The 18,920-nt window shown below is 71.2% G+C and carries 17 protein-coding genes; 13 read left to right on the plus strand and 4 right to left on the minus strand.

Going from position 1 to position 18,920, the window contains the following annotated elements; genetic code table 11:
* Nucleotides 1-132: 132 nt before the first annotated feature.
* Nucleotides 133-947 (plus strand): IS5 family transposase gene (locus MQP27_RS22320; RefSeq protein ID WP_242767068.1). Its coding sequence is split into 2 segments (ribosomal slippage): nt 133-484 and nt 484-947, totalling 816 coding nucleotides; the frame shifts between segments, so codons are not numbered across the junction.
* 40 nt (nt 948-987) lie between these two features.
* Nucleotides 988-1,389 carry a hypothetical protein gene (locus MQP27_RS22325; RefSeq protein WP_242767069.1) on the plus strand — a complete coding sequence of 134 codons (402 nt, stop codon included), beginning with the start codon at nt 988-990 and terminating at the stop codon, nt 1,387-1,389.
* Between the two features lie 394 nt (nt 1,390-1,783).
* On the opposite strand, the gene MQP27_RS22330 is transcribed toward MQP27_RS22325, so the two are convergent.
* Together MQP27_RS22330 and MQP27_RS22335 are read right to left on the minus strand one after the other, a co-directional pair.
* Nucleotides 1,784-2,563, minus strand: coding sequence for a hypothetical protein (locus MQP27_RS22330; RefSeq protein ID WP_242767070.1), 780 nt, complete (start codon nt 2,561-2,563; stop codon nt 1,784-1,786).
* Nucleotides 2,563-3,888, minus strand: a complete 1,326-nt coding sequence (locus tag MQP27_RS22335; RefSeq protein ID WP_242767071.1) for an SGNH/GDSL hydrolase family protein — start codon at nt 3,886-3,888, stop codon at nt 2,563-2,565. The genes MQP27_RS22330 and MQP27_RS22335 overlap by 1 nt, the downstream gene beginning before the upstream one ends.
* A 233-nt stretch (nt 3,889-4,121) precedes the next feature.
* Between MQP27_RS22335 and MQP27_RS22340 the strand changes: the two genes are divergently transcribed.
* Together MQP27_RS22340 and MQP27_RS22345 are read left to right on the plus strand one after the other, a co-directional pair.
* Nucleotides 4,122-4,889, plus strand: coding sequence for an alpha/beta hydrolase family protein (locus tag MQP27_RS22340; RefSeq protein WP_242767072.1), 768 nt, complete (start codon nt 4,122-4,124; stop codon nt 4,887-4,889).
* A 66-nt stretch (nt 4,890-4,955) separates the two neighbouring features.
* Entirely contained in the window at nt 4,956-5,525 is a 570-nt protein-coding gene (locus MQP27_RS22345; RefSeq protein ID WP_242767073.1) for a GNAT family N-acetyltransferase, read from the plus strand.
* Nucleotides 5,526-5,609: 84 nt separating this feature from the next.
* On the opposite strand, the gene MQP27_RS22350 is transcribed toward MQP27_RS22345, so the two are convergent.
* Nucleotides 5,610-7,529 carry a glycoside hydrolase family 97 protein gene (locus tag MQP27_RS22350; RefSeq protein WP_242767074.1) on the minus strand — a complete coding sequence of 640 codons (1,920 nt, stop codon included), beginning with the start codon at nt 7,527-7,529 and terminating at the stop codon, nt 5,610-5,612.
* A 366-nt stretch (nt 7,530-7,895) separates the two neighbouring features.
* On the opposite strand from MQP27_RS22350, the gene MQP27_RS22355 reads away from it, so the two are divergent.
* The 8 genes from MQP27_RS22355 (at nt 7,896) to MQP27_RS22390 (ending at nt 16,329) form a co-directional block, all read left to right on the plus strand.
* The gene (locus MQP27_RS22355; RefSeq protein WP_308289968.1) at nt 7,896-8,669 is read left to right on the plus strand and encodes a GDSL-type esterase/lipase family protein; all 774 of its coding nucleotides are present in this window, start codon (nt 7,896-7,898) and stop codon (nt 8,667-8,669) included.
* A 22-nt stretch (nt 8,670-8,691) separates the two neighbouring features.
* Complete coding sequence (locus MQP27_RS22360) at nt 8,692-8,883, plus strand: hypothetical protein (protein WP_242767075.1); 192 nt, start codon at nt 8,692-8,694, stop codon at nt 8,881-8,883.
* Nucleotides 8,884-8,939: 56 nt separating this feature from the next.
* Nucleotides 8,940-10,340 carry a CAP domain-containing protein gene (locus MQP27_RS22365; RefSeq protein ID WP_242767076.1) on the plus strand — a complete coding sequence of 467 codons (1,401 nt, stop codon included), beginning with the start codon at nt 8,940-8,942 and terminating at the stop codon, nt 10,338-10,340.
* Nucleotides 10,341-10,451: 111 nt separating this feature from the next.
* Nucleotides 10,452-11,129 carry an AIM24 family protein gene (locus MQP27_RS22370; RefSeq protein WP_242767077.1) on the plus strand — a complete coding sequence of 226 codons (678 nt, stop codon included), beginning with the start codon at nt 10,452-10,454 and terminating at the stop codon, nt 11,127-11,129.
* Between the two features lie 189 nt (nt 11,130-11,318).
* Entirely contained in the window at nt 11,319-12,359 is a 1,041-nt protein-coding gene (locus MQP27_RS22375; RefSeq protein WP_242767078.1) for a tetratricopeptide repeat protein, read from the plus strand.
* Nucleotides 12,356-13,393: a polyprenyl synthetase family protein gene (locus MQP27_RS22380; RefSeq protein ID WP_242767079.1), complete on the plus strand. Its 1,038-nt coding sequence runs from the start codon at nt 12,356-12,358 to the stop codon at nt 13,391-13,393. The genes MQP27_RS22375 and MQP27_RS22380 overlap by 4 nt, the downstream gene beginning before the upstream one ends.
* Before the next feature lie 136 nt (nt 13,394-13,529).
* Nucleotides 13,530-14,489 carry a threonine/serine dehydratase family protein gene (locus MQP27_RS22385; RefSeq protein WP_242767080.1) on the plus strand — a complete coding sequence of 320 codons (960 nt, stop codon included), beginning with the start codon at nt 13,530-13,532 and terminating at the stop codon, nt 14,487-14,489.
* Nucleotides 14,490-14,676: 187 nt separating this feature from the next.
* The gene (locus MQP27_RS22390) at nt 14,677-16,329 is read left to right on the plus strand and encodes a serine/threonine-protein kinase (protein WP_242767081.1); all 1,653 of its coding nucleotides are present in this window, start codon (nt 14,677-14,679) and stop codon (nt 16,327-16,329) included.
* On the opposite strand, the gene MQP27_RS22395 is transcribed toward MQP27_RS22390, so the two are convergent.
* A complete protein-coding gene (locus tag MQP27_RS22395) occupies nt 16,321-17,766 on the minus strand; it encodes a serine hydrolase domain-containing protein (protein ID WP_242767082.1) in 1,446 nt (481 codons plus the stop codon). The two genes, MQP27_RS22390 and MQP27_RS22395, sit on opposite strands and share 9 nt — an antisense overlap.
* A gap of 75 nt (nt 17,767-17,841) precedes the next feature.
* Here MQP27_RS22395 and MQP27_RS22400 point away from each other — a divergent pair, with 75 nt between their 5' ends.
* A complete protein-coding gene (locus MQP27_RS22400) occupies nt 17,842-18,813 on the plus strand; it encodes an LLM class F420-dependent oxidoreductase (protein WP_242767083.1) in 972 nt (323 codons plus the stop codon).
* The last annotated feature ends 107 nt before the right edge of the window (nt 18,814-18,920 follow it).

An 18,920-nucleotide genomic window follows, 5' to 3' on the forward strand; every position in this document is an offset into this window, starting at 1 on the left:
GGCAGCGGAAATGCGAAGGTCCCCCAGACAGCCTGATCGTCTCCCCTCTGCAAGAGCGTGACGTGAAAGGCCTCGATCTGTCTTGTTGACCTAAGACGGTGTCTTGATTGGCGATAGCTCGTTGCTCCGGGCATGGACATAGTTGAGCGGCTGGTGCCGGATGGGCTGTGGGAGATCTTCCAGGACGTGGCGCCGGAGCCGCCGGTACGCGCCCAAGGTGGAGGCCGGCGGCGGTGCGATGACCGCGCGGTCCTGGCCGCGATCATCTTCGTCGCCACCTCAGGCTGTGCTTGGCGGCAGTTACCGCCAGTCTTCGGCGCCTCTTGGCAGACGGTGCACCGGCGTTTCACGGACTGGTCCACGGCGCGGGTGTGGGCCAAACTGCACCGCGTGGTTCTCGACCGACTTGGCGTGAACGGTGAGCTGGACTGGTCGCGCTGCGCGATCGATTCGGTCAGTGTTCGGGCGGTCAAAGGGGGCCCCTGACCGGACCGAATCCGACCGATCGCGGCAAGCTCGGGTCGAAGATTCACCTGGTCTGTGACCGCAACGGGCTACCGCTCTCGGTCGGCATCTCCGGTGCCAACCTCCACGACAGCCAGGCACTGATCCCGTTGATGCGTGGCATCCCGCCGGTCCGCTCCCGCTTTGGCCCCCGGCGCCGACGCCCAGCCAGGCTGCATGCGGACAAGGGCTATGACTTCGACCACCTACGAGGTTGGCTGCGCCGTCGGCAGATCGTGCCGCGCATCGCCCGCCGCGGGGTGGAAAACTCCAACCGCCTGGGCCCGCACCGCTGGGTGGTCGAGCGGACGATGTCCTGGCTGAACGGATGCCGTCGCCTGCACCGTCGTTATGAGCGCAAGGCCGGCCACTTCCTCGCCTTCGTCGGCATCGCCAGTGCCCTGATCTGCTACCGGCGCCTCCGCCGATCAGGACATTCTTAGAGTCCCCAGCAGGCTGGCGAGGCAACGGGAGGTTGCAGGGATGCTCGTGTGGTGGACGGCAACGGACCTGGAATCGCGACAGTTCTCCGCGATTGAGCGAACCTCCGACGTTGCCGATCTAACGGATCACTTCACCGCACTGCGCTCGCGGGGTCAGGGGTACCTGGAAGTCCGTCTGCCGGGCGGCGAGTTTCCGCTGCTGACCGTGGGCTTCCAAGACGATCAAGCAGTCATCCATCTGCTCGACGCTACTGAGAAGTCGTCCCTCCTCGTCGGCGATGGCACGGCCACAGCGGATGCCGTCGTGCAAGTGCCGATCATGGACGACCTGGCTGTGTTCAGTGGCGACTGCGTCCTCGCTGTCGATCGCGCGTGGGCCGTTGTACGCAACTTCATCCTCACCGGGGCGCCTGGCGAGCTGGGTGAATGGCGTGCCTTGTAACCCCGGCCCTATCACCAATCGAGACACCGTCTAAGAGGACAACGACAGCAGTACCACCCGGCATGACCAGCAAGAACACCCCGGCAGATACGCCGGGACGCCGGCGCCCTCGACGGGCCTGGCCGACCGCCGTACCAGCGGGGTGCGCGGCCGAAGAGGTCGGCGGCCGAGGTGGAGAACGAGCGGCTCAAGCGGGAGGTGGCCCATCGGGACGCGGCTCTGGATGTGCCGGGAAGAGTTGACGCGCAATTGGCTCCAGGAAGCGGAAGGAGCAACTGCGGTCGGCTCGTGAGGTCGAGGTGCCGAAGCATTCGGCGTCGCGAAGAACTCGACGAGTGTCGTCGAACCCTGATGGCCGGTGCTGTCGAGGAACACGACGCCCTTTTCCGCTGCCTCAGTGAGCGCAGTGCGCGGCGGCGACTGGGGCAGCGGTGACGGAGTCCTGGCCGTAGGAGCCGGTGTGCCGGACGAAGCGGTAGCACTGGTCGACGGTTGTCTCCGAGTTGGATACGAGTACGAGGACTGTCACCGCGGCCCCCTCGCGGGTCACGCTCGTGATGTCGTAGAAAAGTCGCCCGTTGGGGGAGAGGGCCTTCTGGACCCCGGTACGGGTCAGGTCGGCGTCGGGGAGGTTCGCGATACGGGTGCGCGCGAGGCGGGCCAGGTCATTGATCTCGTCGCCCGGGCGGCAGGTGTCGTCGTCGCGCTCGGTGAGGTGGGACGTCCATGCCTGGCCGGATGGGTGGGTGTAGGTGAAGACGAGGCAGCGGGTCACCCGGACGGGGCCTGCCCCGAGGATGGCCTTCCCGTCGTACTGGGCGAATTTCGTGGTCGTGGCGGTGAATTCGTGGCGGGTCGCGTCATAGGTGATCACGGGGGCCTCGGTGTGCCGCCAGATCACTTCGGTGAGGGCGTCGGGGTCGGTGGTGCCGCTTGTGTCGAGGGCGTGGGCCGTGGTGCTCGCCGTGTCACGGGCTCGGTCCAGGAGCGATGCGCGGGCCGTCTCCTCGCGTTCGCTGTTGACGCGTTCGTCGTGCCAGGTCCGGTACCACAGCCAGGAGACCGGGACGGCGAAGACGACGATGAGCGCGATGAGGATGGTCAGGCAGCCGGTGGTCATGAGGCGGTTCGTCCGCCTCATGACCACCGTGCCGCCGGTCTCGTCAGTGTGCACTAGCTGCCTTTGTATCCGATGTCGGCCAGGGTCTGGCCCATGACTTGTGCGTAGCCCGTGGTGCCCGCGCTCTTCGGGTGGAACGACTCCAGGCTGGCGCAGATGTCCTCCCCGGGCCAGGGGAGGCAGGGAACCTGGTTGGCCGGGTCGCCGTCGTGGAAGTCGCCGTCGCCGTTCGGGCCGGCCACGACACGGTTGATCCACTCGTCGTCGTCACAGATCCCGTGTCCTTGGAACGCGGGGATCGGGTCGGCGAAGGCCACTTTGACCCCCGCCCTGCTCAACTCGTCCACCTTGGCCTTCTGTTTGTCGCGGACGTAGTCGGCCAGGTAGTTCAGGGCGTCGAAGTCCGCGGTCACGCAGGGATCGTCGCTGACCAGGTGGGGGTAGCCCATCAGTACGATCTGTGCGCTCGGCGCGGCGGACGCGATCTCGCTGATGACTGTCCCGGTGTCCGTGACCGACTGGTCGACGTTGCCGGTGTAGTCGTCGGCGTCGCACACCCCGACGATGTAGCAGTTCGTGACGGCCTTGGTGAAGTTGTCGCCGTCGTTGCCTCCGATGGTCAGCATGACCAGAGTGGTGTCCGAGCTGAGGACACCGGAATCGATCTGGCTCTTCTCCCGGTAGTTGCCGATCTTCCCCCAGGGCGTGGGGTCGCCGGTCGTCAACTGCCAGGTGTGGGCGCCGGAGCAGCTGACGTCCAGGTAGTCGGCGGTGGTGCTGTGGGCGTCCGAGAGGTCACCGAGGGTGGTGCTCCGGTTGGGCAGCAGGGTCTTGCGGGGCCAGGAGTTGGCGCCGCGTCGGCAGGCGTTCCAGGTGGACTCGCCGTGGTCGCGGTCGCTCTCGGGAGAGTAGGTCCCCGAGCCCTCCCCCGAGGTGTAGGAGTCGCCCATCGCGACCACCATGTCCGTCGGTTTGCCGGAGAGCTTCTGGAAGGCCACTGAAGTGAATGCCACGTCCTCGTCGGCGGTGCCGTCATCGGTGGTGTTCGACAGTTCTACCCGGGGCGTTCCGGTGAACTGGTAGACGCCGAGTTCGGCCCAGGTGTTCTCGCCGTAGTGGGTGTTGAGGTAGCGGTCGCGGTCGCCGCCTGCCACGCCGTGGATGATGTAGTGCGCCTGCTGGGTGTGTGCCCCGGTGTCGGGCAGGTGCACGAACACGCGGGCCCAGCCGTTCAGGCTCTGCCCGAGAGTCCAGGTCCCCTTGACGGTCATGAACCCGTCGTCGCCGCCGAGGTGGGATTCGTCGCGGGTGTGGGCGTACCAGAAGTGCCCGTCGGATTCCGCGCATTCGCCGTCGAACCTCCTCGCCGGCCTGGTCACCTGGGAGGCCTTGCCGAGGCTCTACTCCGGCCGATGAGAAGGCGGGAAAAACATTGGTCCGGGCGGCGATCAGCTTGCTAGCTTCTCCCCCGACCGTGACGCCGCCCGAGGAGGTGAGACCCATGAACGCTGCAACGCTGTGGGTGCTCCCCGTCTCCGTCACGGGCGCGCGACCGATCTAGGGGTCGCCGGGAGCGCCTCGACCACAAGGCACTCCCGAAAGGCAACACCCCATGGACACTGTGCACTTCACTGCGGAGACGACGTCGGCGGACGGTGTCGTCGAACGCGACTTCACGATCGGCGAGATCACCGGCGCACTCTGGTCCCCCGCCTCCGGCCCCCAGCGGGCACCCCTGGTGCTGCTCGGCCACGGCGGCGGCAACCACCGCAAGTCACCGGCCATGGTCGGCCGGGCCCAACGCCTGGTGACCGGCGCCGGTTTCCACGCGGCCTGCATCGACGCGCCCGGGCACGGCGGCCGCCCCCGGACGGCGTACGACGAGCAGGAGATCGCCGCGATGCAGCGGGCGATGGCGGCGGGTGAGCCCGTCGGCGAGATCGTCGTCCGCTACAACGCCCACCTGGCGGAGCGGGCGCTGCCCGAGTGGCAGGCGACGCTGGACGCCCTGCAGGGGCTGCCGGAGATCGGGGTCGACGGGCCGGTCGGCTACTTCGGGCTGAACATGGGCACCGCGATCGGCGTGCCGTTCGTGGCGGCCGATGCGAGGATCACGGCCGCCGTCTTCGGTCTCCACTGGCCCGATGCCCTGGCGGAGTCGGCGCGGCGGATCACCGTCCCGATCGAGTACATGCTCCAGTGGGACGACGAGCACATCCCGCGCGCGGCCGGTCTCGCGCTGTTCGACGCGTTCGCCTCGAAGGAGAAGACGCTGCACGCCAACGCGGGCACCCACAAGGAACTGCCCAGGTTCGAGGCCGACAAGGCGGTCCACTTCTTCGCCCGCCACCTCGGCAGGGCCCTGGCCGCACAGGCATGACCCGACGGGCGTCGGCGGCCGGCCCTCGGTCGGCCGCCGGGCGCCGCGACGGCATACCCTCGCCCGATGGAGAAGATCACCGCACGCCTGACGGCAGCCGCCACGCCGTCGGCCCCCGCGCTCGTACTGCGCCCCTGGACGCCCGCGGACGCCGCCGCCCTGGTCGCGCTGGACTGGGACGACGCCCTGCGGCGGTGGACGACCGCGACCACGGACGACGAGGCGAGCGCGACACGGTGGATCGGGATCCAGCAGGAGGGGTGGGAGGCGGGACACCGCTTCGCGTTCGCCGTCGTCGAGTCCCCGTCCGGGGACACCGAGGGGCGGCTGGCCGGTCACATGGTCCTCAAGATCGTCACGCCGGGCATCGCGTCCGCCGAGGTCGGTTACTGGACCGCAGCCCACGCGCGCGGTCGCGGAGTGGCGCCGCGAGCCCTGGAGGCGCTGACGGAGTGGGCGTTCACCGCCTTCCCCGGTGAGGAACTGACGCGCCTCGAACTCCTGCACCAGGAGGACAACACGGCGTCCTGCCGGGTCGCGGAGAAGACGCGGTACGCACTGGCCTCGATCCTCCCCGCGTCGCCACCCGCCCACCCTCACGCCGGGCACGTGCACGTACGGACGCGCGAGATCTGATCCACTGACGGCGATCGGAAGGCTCAGGGGCAGGGCGTCCCGGCGGGCGGACACAGAGGGACGGCACCCACCAGGACTCAGAGCTCAGCGATAGCAGGTGGTGACGCCCGGGTGCCAGCGGCAAACGAGCCCGGCGAAGCCGCCGTTCGCGACGACCTCGACGTCGAACTTGTCGCCGCCGCGCAGGACTTGGCGGTCCTGGACGAGTCCGTCCGCGCCGTCGCGAATGGTCTCGACGAGCCAGCGCCCGGATCCGACGGTCAGCGGAACCTCGGCCGTGTGGGCCGCGCCGGAGTACACCCCGCCCAGGAACCAGCGGTCCCCGCTGCGGCGCGCGAGCACAGCCTCCTGCCCGGGGGCTCCGGCGAGCAGCCGGGTGTCGTCCCAGGCCGCGGGGACCTGGTCGAGGAAGGCGCGGGCCAGTGGCCGGGCGTCGTACGACTCGGGTGTGCCCGCGAACATCTGCAGGCCCGACTCGTAGGCGACGGTGAGGCCGACCTCGGCCGCGTCGGAGTTGGGGCGCAGGCCGACGCGCTGGAAGGCGCCGGGGGTGAAGTCCATGGAGCCGATGACATTGCGGGTGAAGGGCAGTGTGGTGAGGTGGGCGGCGGTGTTGGTGCGCTTCTCCTCGCCGCCGACGCCCTCCAGGGTCATCACCTGCGGCCAGGTGCGCTGGATGCCCTTGGGAATGGTCGAGCCGTGGAAGTCGATCATCAGGTGGTGGGCGGCGGTGTCCTTCAGAATGGCGTCGTACCACTGGAGCATGGACTGGGCCTCGGAGTTCATGAAATCGATCTTGACGCCCTTGACGCCCCAGCGTTCCAGGGTGGGCAGCCACTGGGCGCGTTCCTCGGGTGTGTCGAGGTCGCGCTGGTGGATCCAGACGACGATGCCGACGCCCTTGGCCCTTGCGTAGTCGACGAGTTGGGGCATCCAGCTGTCGGTCTGCCAGTTGGGGTCGGTGGTGTCCCACGCGTCGCTCTTGAAGTACCAGCCCGCGTCGACGGCCTCGTAGGGCCAGCCGCGCTCGGCCGCGTAGTCGACGTAGGCCTTCTGTGCCGTGAGGCTCTGGCCGGCCTCCCTGCCTCCGGCGAGCCAGGTCCACAGCACGGTGCCGGGCCGGATCCAGGAGGGGTCGCGGACCTGGGAGGCCGGGGCGAGGTCGTCGGTGAAGGTGGAGCGGGTGACGGTGGCGAGGTCTCCGGTGACCATGGCCCGCCAGGGGGTGGCTAGCCGGCCGTCCGTGTGGACCGCCTCGTCGGCGAGCTTGATGCGGTAGGTGCCGGTGCCCTGGTCGTGGGCGAGGCGTGCGCCGGAGTAGGCGCCGGTGAGGTCGGACTCGGCGAGCAGGGTGTAGCCGCCGTCGGTGGCGAACAGCGCCTGGTCGGAGTACTCACCGGTGGGGGCGGTCGCGGCGGTGTACTGGCTGAACTGGCCCTCGTTGTCGGCCCGGTAGGTGCCGAGCCAGGTGCTCGCGTCCGGCGGCAGGTTGAACGCGGAGGTCTCGCCGAGCACGTCGCCGTACCCGCCGGTGGGAAGGACGTAGCGGTAGGCGACGCCGTCGGCGGAGGCGCGGACGACGAGGTCGAGCTGGGCGCCGGCTGCCGTGGCGAACGACAACCGGGTCTCGTTCATGCGGACTTGGCGGTACAGCCGCTTGCCGGACTTCGTCCGGTAGCGCTCCTCGACGAGCCGGTCCCTGCGGTGCAGGAAGTGCAAGTCTTTGGAGAGGTCGGCCTGTTGGGTGACGATTCCGACCGGCGAGGGCTCGATGACGGTACGGCCGCCGCGGGACACGGAGAGGCTCAGTGCGCCGGTGCTGTCGTCGAGGGAGATCCGTGCGAGCGGTTCGTGGGCGGCCGCGGTGCGCTCGGGGCCGGAGACCGACCAGGCGTGTTCGGGGGACGGGGTGTCCTGGCCGGCCCGTGCGGGCGCGGTCGTGCAGAGTGTGGCCGCCAGGCCGGCGCAGAGCGCGGCGACCGCGGTCCTGATCGGAACCGCCATGTGAAGCCTCCCGTGTTGACGTGCCGAACCGGACGGATCATCGATACATCGGGTGTATCCGGGAACCTAGAGACCCCTTGCAAGCCTGTCAACAGTCCTGAAGTCACCTGAATCACGCCCGACTCCTTGACTCCTCCGATGTATTAGGGGTTCTCTGCGTTCCTTTCGACTCCCCTCCGGAAGGACGGCTCGCATGGGCAAGGTCTCGCTCCGGCACTTACTCGCGGCACTCGCGGCGGCGCTGCCCCTGGCGTTCGCGCCCCTGCCCGCGAGTGCCGCTCCGCCCGGCGGTCACTCCCCTCACTGGACCGCGTCTCCAACCGTCTCGGCACGGCCCCGCTCCAACTGGGTGCCGCGACGGTCGCGTTGCAGCGGCCGGGCGCCCCGAAGAGCCCCGACTCCGCGCCGGACACCCTCCGTTCGGTCGCCCTCCACGGCGCCGCGTCCGTCGTGGTCCCCGTCGGCGAGGACGCGGTGAGCGATCCGGTGCCCCTGCGGGTGCCCACCGACGCCAACCTCCTGGTCGGCCTGTACACATCGGCCGACTCGGACCCTGCGACGTACCACCGCTCCGCCCTGCAGACCTCGTTCATCGCGCCGGACGGCGACCGCACGGCCGACGCGGACGGCACGTCGTACACCACGACGACCGGCTCCTGGTACTACCTGACCGGCGTCGACGTGCTGCACGCACCGGCCGCGGGCAGCGTCGTCGCGCTCGGCGACTCGATCACGGACGGCTCCGGCTCGACGGCGAGCGCGGGCGTCAACGACATCAAGGGCAGCCCCAACCAGACCGACCCCGCCGCCTTCGAGGCCGCGTTCCGCGAGATCGTGACCCGGGCGCACGCCCACGGCATCCGCGTGATCGGCGGCACGATCACGCCGTACGGCGGCAACCGCGGCTGGAGTACGGCACGCGAGGCGGTACGGCAGTACGTCAACGACCTGATCCGGTACGGCGGGATCTTCGACACGGTGACGGACTTCGACGCCGTCGTGCGCGACCCCGCCGCCCCCGACCGGATCCTCCCGGCGCACGACTCCGGGGACCATCTGCACTTCAACGACATCAGCCTCCAGGCGATGGCCGACGCGGCCGGCCTCACCTTGCTCATCGGAAACGGCAGCACGCGATGAACAGATGAACCGGAGAGCGGTCTTGCGTGCCGGGGCGGGTCTGCCGGCGGGCGGCGCCGCGCTCGCACCGCCGCGGGCCCGCCACAGCACGGGCGACCACATGTGGGACGCCGACGTGTACCTCCCGTCCGGCACCGACAACGCGTACGACAGCTGGTTCAACGTCGAGGTTCCAGGCTTCCGGCCCGTGCCGGGAACCCGGACGCCTGGGTGAACGTTTTCCGGACAACCCCACCATGGGCGAACCACGAGACACACCAGGGCGGCGGCATGAGCGAGTTGGTCCCCGGGGGCAACATGCCCCTTCCGGCCGGCGCCGTGACCGTCCGGGTGCCCGGTCCCTTCGACGTGTCCGCGCTGATCACGGACGACGGGGGCAGGGTCCGGGGCGACGCCGACTTCGTGTTCTACAACCAGCCGTCGGCCCCGGGTGCTCGTCTCGACGGCGACGCGCTCACCGTCGACCCGCCGAGACTGCGCCCGGGGGCCACCCGGATCACAATCGCCGTCAGCCCCGCCGACCCCGGCACTCCCCTGGGCCGGCTGCCCGCGCCCACGCTCCAGGTCACCGGCGCGGGCGGCCGCTCCCTCGCCCGGTTCGCCCCACCGCGTCCGCAGCAGGAGACGGTGCTGCTGCTCGCGGAGATCTACCGGCGGGGCGGCGGCTGGAAGCTGCGGGCCCTGGGGCAGGGGTACGCGGACGGACTCGCCGGTATAGCGAGGGACTTCGGCGTGGATGTCGTCGACGACGGAGCCGGGACACCAGCGCCAACGGCAACGCATGGGACCCCCACTGCACGCCCCGTCATCCCGGAGCAGCGAACACCCGGGTTCGCGGCGGCCCCCACCCTCCCTGCGGCCCCGCCGCCACCCGCGTTCCGGCCTCTCGCCGCCGACGACGGATTCCTCACCCTGGTCAACTCCGCTCGCGCCAGGGCCGGTTCCGCGCCCGTCTCGCTCGACGCCCGCCTCATGACCGCCGCCCACGCGCACGCCGGCGCCATGGCATCGGCGGGCCGACTCGGCGTCGAGGGCCCGGACGGCGTCTCCGTCCACCAGCGGGTCACGGCCGCCGGATACACGTACATCACCGTCGGCGAGCACCTGGTCTCCGGCCCGCGCACGCCCACCGAGTTCGTGGAGTACTGCGTCCGCAACGAGCAGTCCCGCCGCACCCTGCACGACCCGGCCTTCACGCACGCCGGCATAGGGCATGTCGCCGACAGTCGCTCCGGTGACGTCTACTGGACGGCCCTGTGGGCCACCCCCTTCAGCCCCGCCGCTCTGGCCCGGACCGCCGCCGCGGTAGTCGACCTCACGAACAGGGAGCGCGCCAGGGCGGCCGGCCTGCCTCCGCTGGCCGTCGACCCGTTGCTCACCACCGCCGCGCAGGCGCACAGCGCCGACATGGTGGCCCGCGACTTCTACTCCCACACCTCCCCGGAGGGCAGCCGGCCATGGGACCGGGCGGCCGCCGCCGGATCCACCCGCCGCTCGATCGGCGAGAACATAGCCTGTGGCCAGCGCTCCCCCGCCGAGGTCGTGGAGGGCTGGATGAACAGCCCCGGCCACCGCGCCAACATCCTCAAGCCCGACTTCACCCACATCGGCGTCGGTTTCGCGGGCGGCGGCCGGTCGGGCACGTACTGGACCCAGCTCTTCGGCGCCTGACCACAGGACCCGACCACAGGACCTGACCGCAGCACAATCACCGGACGGCCCCGACGACCGCCCCGGTCCGCGATCTTGGCGGAATGACATCGTCCGGGCCAGGATGCCCGCATGAAGGGATCCCTCTTTTCCAGTGAGCACATGGTCCAGCCGGCCGCGCAGGCGGGCATGACCGTAGAGAACGCCAAGTGCATCAAGTACGCGGTGAACGGCGAGATGCTCGCCCGCCAGGGCGCGATGATCGCCTACCGCGGCAACCTCCAGTTCGAGCGCAAGGGCCAGGGCATGGGCGGCATGCTCAAGCGCGCGGTCACCGGGGAGGGTCTCCCGCTCATGACGGTGCGCGGGCAGGGCGAGGCCTGGTTCGCGCACGAGGCGCAGAACTGTTTCATCGTCGACGTCGACCCGGGCGACGAGTTCACCGTCAACGGCCGCAACGTGCTGTGTTTCGACGCCTCGTTGTCGTACCGGATCGCCACCGTCAAGGGCGCCGGCATCGCGGGCGGCGGCCTGTTCAACAGTGTCTTCACCGGGCAGGGCCGGCTGGGGCTGGTCTGCGAGGGCAACCCGCTGGTCATCCCGGTCTCGCCGCAGTATCCGGTGTACGTCGACACGGACGCGGTGGTGGGCTGGACGGCGGGCCTGCAGACCTCGCTGCACCGCTCGCAGTCCATCGGCTCGATGCTGCGCGGCGGTTCCGGAGAGGCCGTGCAGCTGATGCTGCAGGGTGAGGGCTATGTCGTGGTCCGGCCGAGCGAGGCGACCCCGCAGAAGGCGCAGCAGCACTGAGCCCCAGCAAGTGATCTGCACCTCACGCGCAACCTCTCGACCGCTCATGACGTCTTGACCGGCAACAGGTGACGCCCTGGCCCCCGCAAGGGGTCAGGGCCAAATTTTCGACGCTCTATACACACTATGTATACACAGGACGCATACTCCCCATGTATACACGGGGTGTATACCGACCGAAAGGGATGCATGTACGGCAAGGCATTCGCCCCGGAGTACCAGGGCGCCCTCACCACCCTGTCCGTCAACTCGTCGCTCACCGACGTACTCGCCGCCGGGACAAGGGAGTTGAAGGCGGCCGAACGGGCCGGCCGGCACGGTGAGGCGGCGCGGTCCGGGCTCGCGGTCGCCGAGGCGCACCGCCGGCTGGGGCAGATAGGGGACGCCGACCGGGCGTGGAAGGCGAGCTACCGCGCGGCCCGGGCGGCCGGCGACACGGCGGCGATGGCCTGGGCGCTGTGGAGCGGCGGCACCCTGGCCCGGCAGCGGGGCGCCTTCCCGCTGGCCCGGCGGCTGCTGGGGCTCGCCGCCGAGCTCGGCGAGCTGGGCGGCGACGTCGTCGTGCGCGGCTACTCGCTCGCGGGCCTCGCCGAGACCGGCCGGATCCAGGGCGACTACGAGGCCGTCGCCAGGCTGCACGAACAGCTGCTGGCCGAGGCCCGGCGGCGCGGCGAGGCACGGCACACGGTGTGGGCGCTGGAGGGGATCGCGCAGATCCACCGCAACACCGGCCGCTACGACACGGCGTACGCGCTGTTCGAGGAGGCGGCCGAGATCGCCGCGCGGGCCGAGGACCGGCGCGGTCACGCCTGGGCCCTGCGCGGCCTCGCCGACGTGGTCTCGGTTCGGGACGGCGACACCGCTCGGGCGCTGGCGCTGCTGTCCGAGGCGGAGACGGCCTGCCGGGCGATGAAGCTGTCCAGCGCGCTCGCCTACAACCACAAGATGCGCGGCAACGTCCTGTACCGGGCCGGGCGTTACACCGAGGCCCGCGACCTCTACGAGCAGGCACTGGCGGAGTTCCGGGCGATGCGCGAGCCGCGCGGCGAGGCCCTGTCGCGGCTCGGGCTGGCCAAGGCACTGGCCCGGCTGGGCCGCGACCGAGCCGAGACGGCGGCCGAACTCGACGAGCTGGCCCACGAGTTGGACCGGATCGGACTGCGGCATGCGCGGGAGATGGTGGCGCGGGCCCAGGAGGAGCTCGGCCTCGCGGCGGAGGTCGTACGGTGACGGCGCTCCCCTCGATGCTGCGGGCGTCGGCAGACGCTCCCCAAGTCCTCGTCCGGTGCCGGGAGTTGACACGGCCCGCGCTGGCGGAAGCCGTCGGGCGGCTGCACCCGTGGGTGGGTGAGATGGCCGCGTACTCCTTCGGCTGGTGCGAGGTGGGCGGCGCACCGGCCGTCGGGTCCGGCGGCAAGGGCGTACGGCAGGCGCTGGCCCTGCTCGGAGCGACCGCCGCCGGCGCGCCCGGGGCGGCCGGGGTGCCGGCGGCGGTCGCGGTGGAGCTGGTGCATGCCTTCTCGCTGCTGCACGACGACATCATGGACGGCGACCCGGACCGCCGCGGGCGCCCCACGGTGTGGAAGGCGTACGGCACCGGGCCCGCGGTGCTCGCGGGCGACGCCCTGTTCGCGCTGGCGGTCGAGACCCTCGCCGCGGCTCCCGCCGGGTCTCAGGCCGTGCGGGTGCTGTCGGTGGCGCTGAGCGACCTGGTGCGCGGGCAGGCCGACGACCTGCTGTTCGCCACGCGCCCCTGGACCGGGCCGGAGCGGGTGCGGCCGCGGGAGTACCGGGCGATGGCCGAGCACAAGACGGGCGCGCTGCTGGGCTGTTCGGCCGCGCTCGGCGCCCTGCTCGGCGGCGCGGAACCCGCGGTGGTCGCCGCGCTCGACCTGGCGGGACGGCATCTCGGCGTCGCCTTCCAGATCGTCGACGACGTGCTGGGCATCTGGGGCGATCCCTCGGTCACCGGAAAGCCCGTGCACGGGGATCTGCGGGAGCGGAAGAAGACGTACCCGGTGCTGGCCGCGCTCGACTCGCCCGCGTCCGAGGCCCGGCGGCTGGCCGCGCTGCTGGACTGCGGCGACGCGCCCGAGGAGGCGGCGGCGCTGATCGAGGCGGTGGGCGGCCGGTCGGCGGCGCTCGCGGAGGCCCGGCGGCACGTCGACGCCGTGGAAACGGCTCTCGCCGGGGTGCCGCTGGAGGGGCGGGCCGTGGAGGAGCTGCGGACGCTGCTGGACTACCTGCTGCGGCGCGACGTGTGACGCGATGTCGCACGCGGGCCGTGCAACAGGCCGTGGCGTTGCCGTGCACCACCCGAATCCGGTTTGACCTCGGCCGCGTCCCGGGTCAGGGTGCAGAGGGCGCGGTCCGTCACCCCGCGCCGGAAGGGTGAGTACCTTGATCGGGATCTCCGACGTCGAGGCCGCGGCCGAGCGGATCGCCGGGCACGTCGTGCGCACGCCCACGCTGCCCAGTCCCGGGCTGACCACACTGCTCGGCGCTCCGGTCACCGTCAAGCTCGAACTGCTGCAGCGCACCGGCTCGTTCAAGGCCCGTGGGGCGACGGCCAAGCTGCTGTCGCTGAGCGAGCAGGAGAGGGCGGCCGGGGTGGTGGCGGTCAGCGGCGGCAATCACGGGATCGCCCTCTCGATGATGGCCGCGGCGCTCGATGTGAAGGCCACCGTGGTGATGCCGCGCTCGGCGCCCGCGCGGGCCGTCGAGATCGCCGAGAGCGCCGGGGCCTCGGTTCAGCTGACCGACGACATGGCCGGGGCGTTCGCGCTCATGCCCCAGCTCCAGGAGGAGGGACTGACCCTGGTCCACCCCTTCGACGACCCGGTGCTGATCGCCGGCCAGGGCACGGTCGGCCTGGAGCTCGCCGCCGACGCCGGCGAGCTCACCGACGTTCTGGTCAGCATCGGGGGCGGCGGGCTGATCGCCGGTGTGGCGACGGCGTTGCGGGACCGCAGGCCGGACGTGCGCATCTGGGGCGTGGAGACCGAGGGCGCCGAGGCGATGTCGCGGGCGCTGGCGGCGGGCGGGCCGGTGCCGGTCGAGCTGACCTCCGTCGTGTCCACGCTCAGTGCGCCGGCCGTCTCGCCGCTGACGTACGAGCATGTGTCCACGCAGGTCGACGAGGTGCTGGTGGTGTCGGACCGGGAGGCCGTGCAGGGCACGCTGGACCTCGCCGACCACGCCAAGGTGTGGGCCGAGCCCGCCGCCGGCTGTCTGCTGCCCGCGGCCCGCCGGGTCCTCGAACGGGTCGGCGAGGGGGCGCGCCTCGGGCTGGTCGTGTGCGGGGGCAACGCGACGACCGGCGATGTCATGGGGTGGGCGGAGCGCTTCGGGCTGCGCTGAACTGCTTTCACCGCGCACCTGAATGCCTGGTCCTGAATTCCGGTCAGGTAAAGGGGAGTTCCTGGAATCAGTTCGACGCTGTGTGAACAAATGCGGCTGTCCGCGGATGATTTGCGGATCCTTTGAACACACCCCGTCGCACTCCGCGTACCTCTGTGTACGGAAAGAGCCCGGGGTTCGACGAGGGATGACCATGGTCAAGGCGCATGTGTTCACACAGGAGTTGGTCGCCGGAAGGTACCGGCTCGTGGACGTCGTCCATCGTGAGACGAACCGGGTCTGCTGGTACGGCAAGGACGTCGACGCCCAACGCCCCTATCTGCTCACCCAGATATCGCTGCCGCCCGATCTCGACGGCGAGACCGGGCTGCGGGCGAGTGCCCGGGTCATCCGCATGTCCGAGACCATGGGGCGGCTGTGTCCGGGCGCGGTCGCCACGGTCGTCGACGCCGTGGAGCAGGACGGCACCCTGTGGATCGTCACCGAGTGGATCGACGGCACGCCACTGGGCGAACTCCTCGCCCAGCAGGGCACGTTCAACTACGTCCGGGCGGCTCGCACCGCGCTGGAGATCCTCGACGTGCTGGAGGCGGCGCACGGCCAGGGCATCACGCACGGCGAGCTCAGCCCCGGCCAGGTCTTCGTGCGGGACCGCGGGTCGGTCGTGGTCACCGGGTTCGGGCTGGCGGGCGCCACGCTGGCGCCGAGAGTGACCGCGCCGTCGTACGCCTCCCCCGAACAGGCCCGCGATGAGCGCATCGGGCCGGCGGCGGACCTGTGGGCGCTCGGCGCGATGCTCTACACGATGGTGGAGGGGCGTCCGCCGTTCCGGGACCGGGACCGGCCCGAGGCCACGCTCAAGGGCGTCGACCGGCTGCCGCTGCGCAGCCCGGTGCACGCGGGTCCCCTCACCACGACCGTGCTGGGGCTGCTGCGCAAGAACTCCCGGGAGCGGCTGACCCGCCAGGTGGTGCGCGAGGCTCTCACGCGTGTCGTGACCGAGGATCCCGACACGCTCGCCGCCGCGGTGCCCAGGCCAGGGCTGCGCGGCGCCTACGCGGCGGCCGTGCACGCCGCCCCCGGCTGGAGCAGACGGACGATGGCCGCCGGTACCGCGCTGGCCGTGGTCACGGTCGCGGTGGCCGCGCTCGCCGCCACCGGCCAGCTCCCCGGCCTCGACAACTCCTCGACGGAGTCGGCACCCCGGCCGTCCGCGTCCGCCACCGCCCCGGCCCCGGGCAACAGCACGGACGGCCGCAGGTCCACCCCCCCGGCTTCGGCGTCCGCCACCGCGTCGCCCACCTCCTCGCCCACCTCTTCGGCGACGGCATCGTTGTCACCCTCGGCCCCGGCGTCCGCGTCGGCCTCCGCCCTGCCGCAGGGTTTCCGCCGCTACACCGCCGCCGAGGGATTCTCCGTCGCCCTGCCCAAGGGGTGGAAGCGGGTGGAGACCTCGCGGGTGGGCGACCTGTCGACCCGGGTGACCTTCGGCGCGGACGGCGACCCGCGCACCCTGGCGATCACCTACAGCACCGTCCTGGGCCCCGATCCCGTCGCCGTCTGGCGTGACGACGTCGAGCCCGAGCTGGCGCAGGACGCCGGCTTCAAGCGGATCGGGGACATCAAGGCGACGACGTACCAGGGCTACAAGGCCGCCGACATGGAATGGCTGTCCGAGGCACACGGCACACAGGTGCGCACCTTCGGCCGCGGTTTCCTGCTGGGCGGCGGCCGCGGGTTCTCGCTGCGCTGGACGACCCCGGCCGCCGACTGGAACGACTCCGCGAACCGTCAGGCCCTGGACACCTTCCTGCGCACCTTCCGGGTGACGTCAGACTGACGCGCGGGGTGCCCGCATCGCGCGCAGCGGGGGGCTGTGCAGGGGTGTCGTGCGCCATGTCGCGGTGAACGTCCCGGCCGGGAGCGAGCAGGTCACCGCGAGGCGGTGGGGTGTCTCCAGGAACACGATCTCCACGGCGAGGGTCTCCGCGTCGGCCCATCCCCCGCTCACGGCGACGGGCAGCGGCTCCTCGACGACCGTCCAGCCCGCTTCACCGATCGGCAGCTCCAGCGGGCGGCCGTCCTCGGTGAGCGTGACGGTCCAGCCGCCGGGGTCCTGGCGCACGGCGACGGAGGACAGCTTCGGCTGGTCGGCGCAGACGCCCCCGGCCGGAGCGAACCCCGCGCCGGACCAGTCCTGCGTCCGCCCGGGCGGGGCGGGCCTGCCCGCGGCCGGCGGCAGCGCGAGCCGCGCGAGGCGCTCCCCGAGCGCCGCGTCCTCGGCGTCCCTGCCGGTCAGCGGCTCGGGGCCGAAAGCGGGCAGCAGGTGCTCCCACACCAGATCGAGCGTGTGCTGCATCTGCTCGGTCGCCGCCGTGATCGCGACGACCGCGTCCTGCTCGGGCAGCACCAGGCAGAACTGCCCGTAGGCGCCGTCGCCCCGATAACCGTGCCGGGCCATCCAGAACTGGAAGCCATAACCCCGCTGCCAGTCCGTCATCGGTCCCCACGCGGCGCTGTCGCCGTTGTCGATGTGCACACGCGTGGCCTCGGCCACCCAGCCCTCGGGCAGCAGCCGCTCCCCCTCCCACACCCCGTCCCGCAGGTACAGCTCGCCGAGCCGGGCGATCGCGTCGGTGGTGGCGTGCAGCCCGCTGAAGCCCAGTTCACGGCCCGAACGGCCACGGATCCAGGCCACCTCGCCGACGCCGAGCCGGTCGAGGAGCCGCGCCCGCAGGTACTCGGTCAGCGATCCGCCCGTGACGCGCTGGATGATCGCCGCGAGGGTGTACGTGGTGGGCTGGTTGTACGCGAACACGGTCCCGGGATCCCGGTCGGGCGGCAGCAGCAGGAAGCCGCGGACCAGATCCGCGCCGTCCAGGGCATGTGCCCGTGCGTAGGTCTCCTCGACATGCCCGCTGGACATCGACGCCACGTGCCGCACCAGCATCGCGCGGCTGCGCGGGTCGGTGATGTCCGCCTCGAACTCCGGGAAGTACGAGATCACCGGATCGTCGAGCCCGACCAGCCCCTCGCCGACGGCGAGGCCGAGGGCCGTCGAGGTGAAGCTCTTGCTGAGCGAGTACAGCAGGTGAAGCCGGTCCGGGGCGTACGGCGCCCACCAGCCGGAGGCGACGAGGTGACCGTGCCGCATGATCATCAGGCTGTGCGGCTCGATGTCGGGCGCGGCTTCGAGGGCGTCGAGGAAGGCGTGGACGCCGGTGGCGTCGACCCCCTGGGCCGCGGGCGTACTGGAAGGCAGCGGGCGGGCGCTCATGAGGGCATCCTCTCCCATGATCCACGGCGGATCGAGAGGCCGTTTTCCGTCGCCGACGCAGGGGACTCGGCGGTTATGGTGCAAATCGGATACACGATGATGACCGAGCAGGCCGGCCCCCGTGAGCTGGTCGACCATCTGGTGCGGGCCGAGGAGGCCGGTTACGACTTCTCGGTGACCTCGGACCACTACTTCCCGTGGCTGCGCTCGCAGGGCCACTCGCCGTACGCGTGGAGCGTGCTGGGCGCGGCCGCGCAGGCGACCTCGCGCATTCCGCTGATGACGTACGTGACGTGTCCGACCAGGCGCTACCACCCGGCGGTGGTGGCGCAGAAGGCGGCGACGATGCAGTTGCTGTCCGAGGGCCGGTTCCGGCTGGGGCTCGGCTCCGGCGAGAATCTCAACGAGCATGTGGTGGGCGGCGGTTGGCCGTCGGCCGATGTGCGTCACGAGATGCTCGAGGAGGCCGTGGAGATCATCCGGGCGCTGTTCGAGGGCGGCCATGTGAACCACCGGGGCACGCACTTCGACGTGGAGTCGGCCCGGCTGTGGGACCTGCCGGACGAGCCGCCGCCCATCGGGATCGCCGTCTCCGGCGAACAGTCCTGTGCCCTCGCGGGCCGGCTCGCCGACCTGGTCATCGCCACGGAGCCCAAGGAGGGCCTGCTGTCGGCCTTCGAGCGGCACGGCGGCGAGGGCAAGCCACGGGTGGGCCAACTGCCCGTCTGCTACGACCCCGACCGGGACACCGCCGTCAAACGCGCCCACGCCCAGTTCCGCTGGTTCGGCAGCGGCTGGAAGGTCAACTCGGAGCTGCCGCACCCCGATTCCTTCGAGTCGGCGACCCAGTTCGTCACCCCCGACGACGTCGCCGCGTCGATTCCCTGCGGCGACGACCCGGAGGCCTTCGTCGAGGCCGTACGGCCGTACGCCGAGGCCGGTTTCGGCGAGATCGCGCTGGTGCAGATCGGCGGCGAGTCGCAGCCGGCGTATCTGGACTGGGCGGAGAAGACACTGCTGCCCGCGCTGCACGACGCGTTCGGCTGACCCTCAGCGCGCCGACACCAGGGTCCTGGCAAACCATGGCCAAGGGGTGCATATAGGCTGCCGGTCTGCACGTTCCGCAGTCCGACCAGCTTTGCACAGGAGAGTCA

This window comes from Streptomyces cylindrosporus (genome assembly GCF_022698165.1).
GTDB lineage: Bacteria > Actinomycetota > Actinomycetes > Streptomycetales > Streptomycetaceae > Streptomyces > Streptomyces cylindrosporus.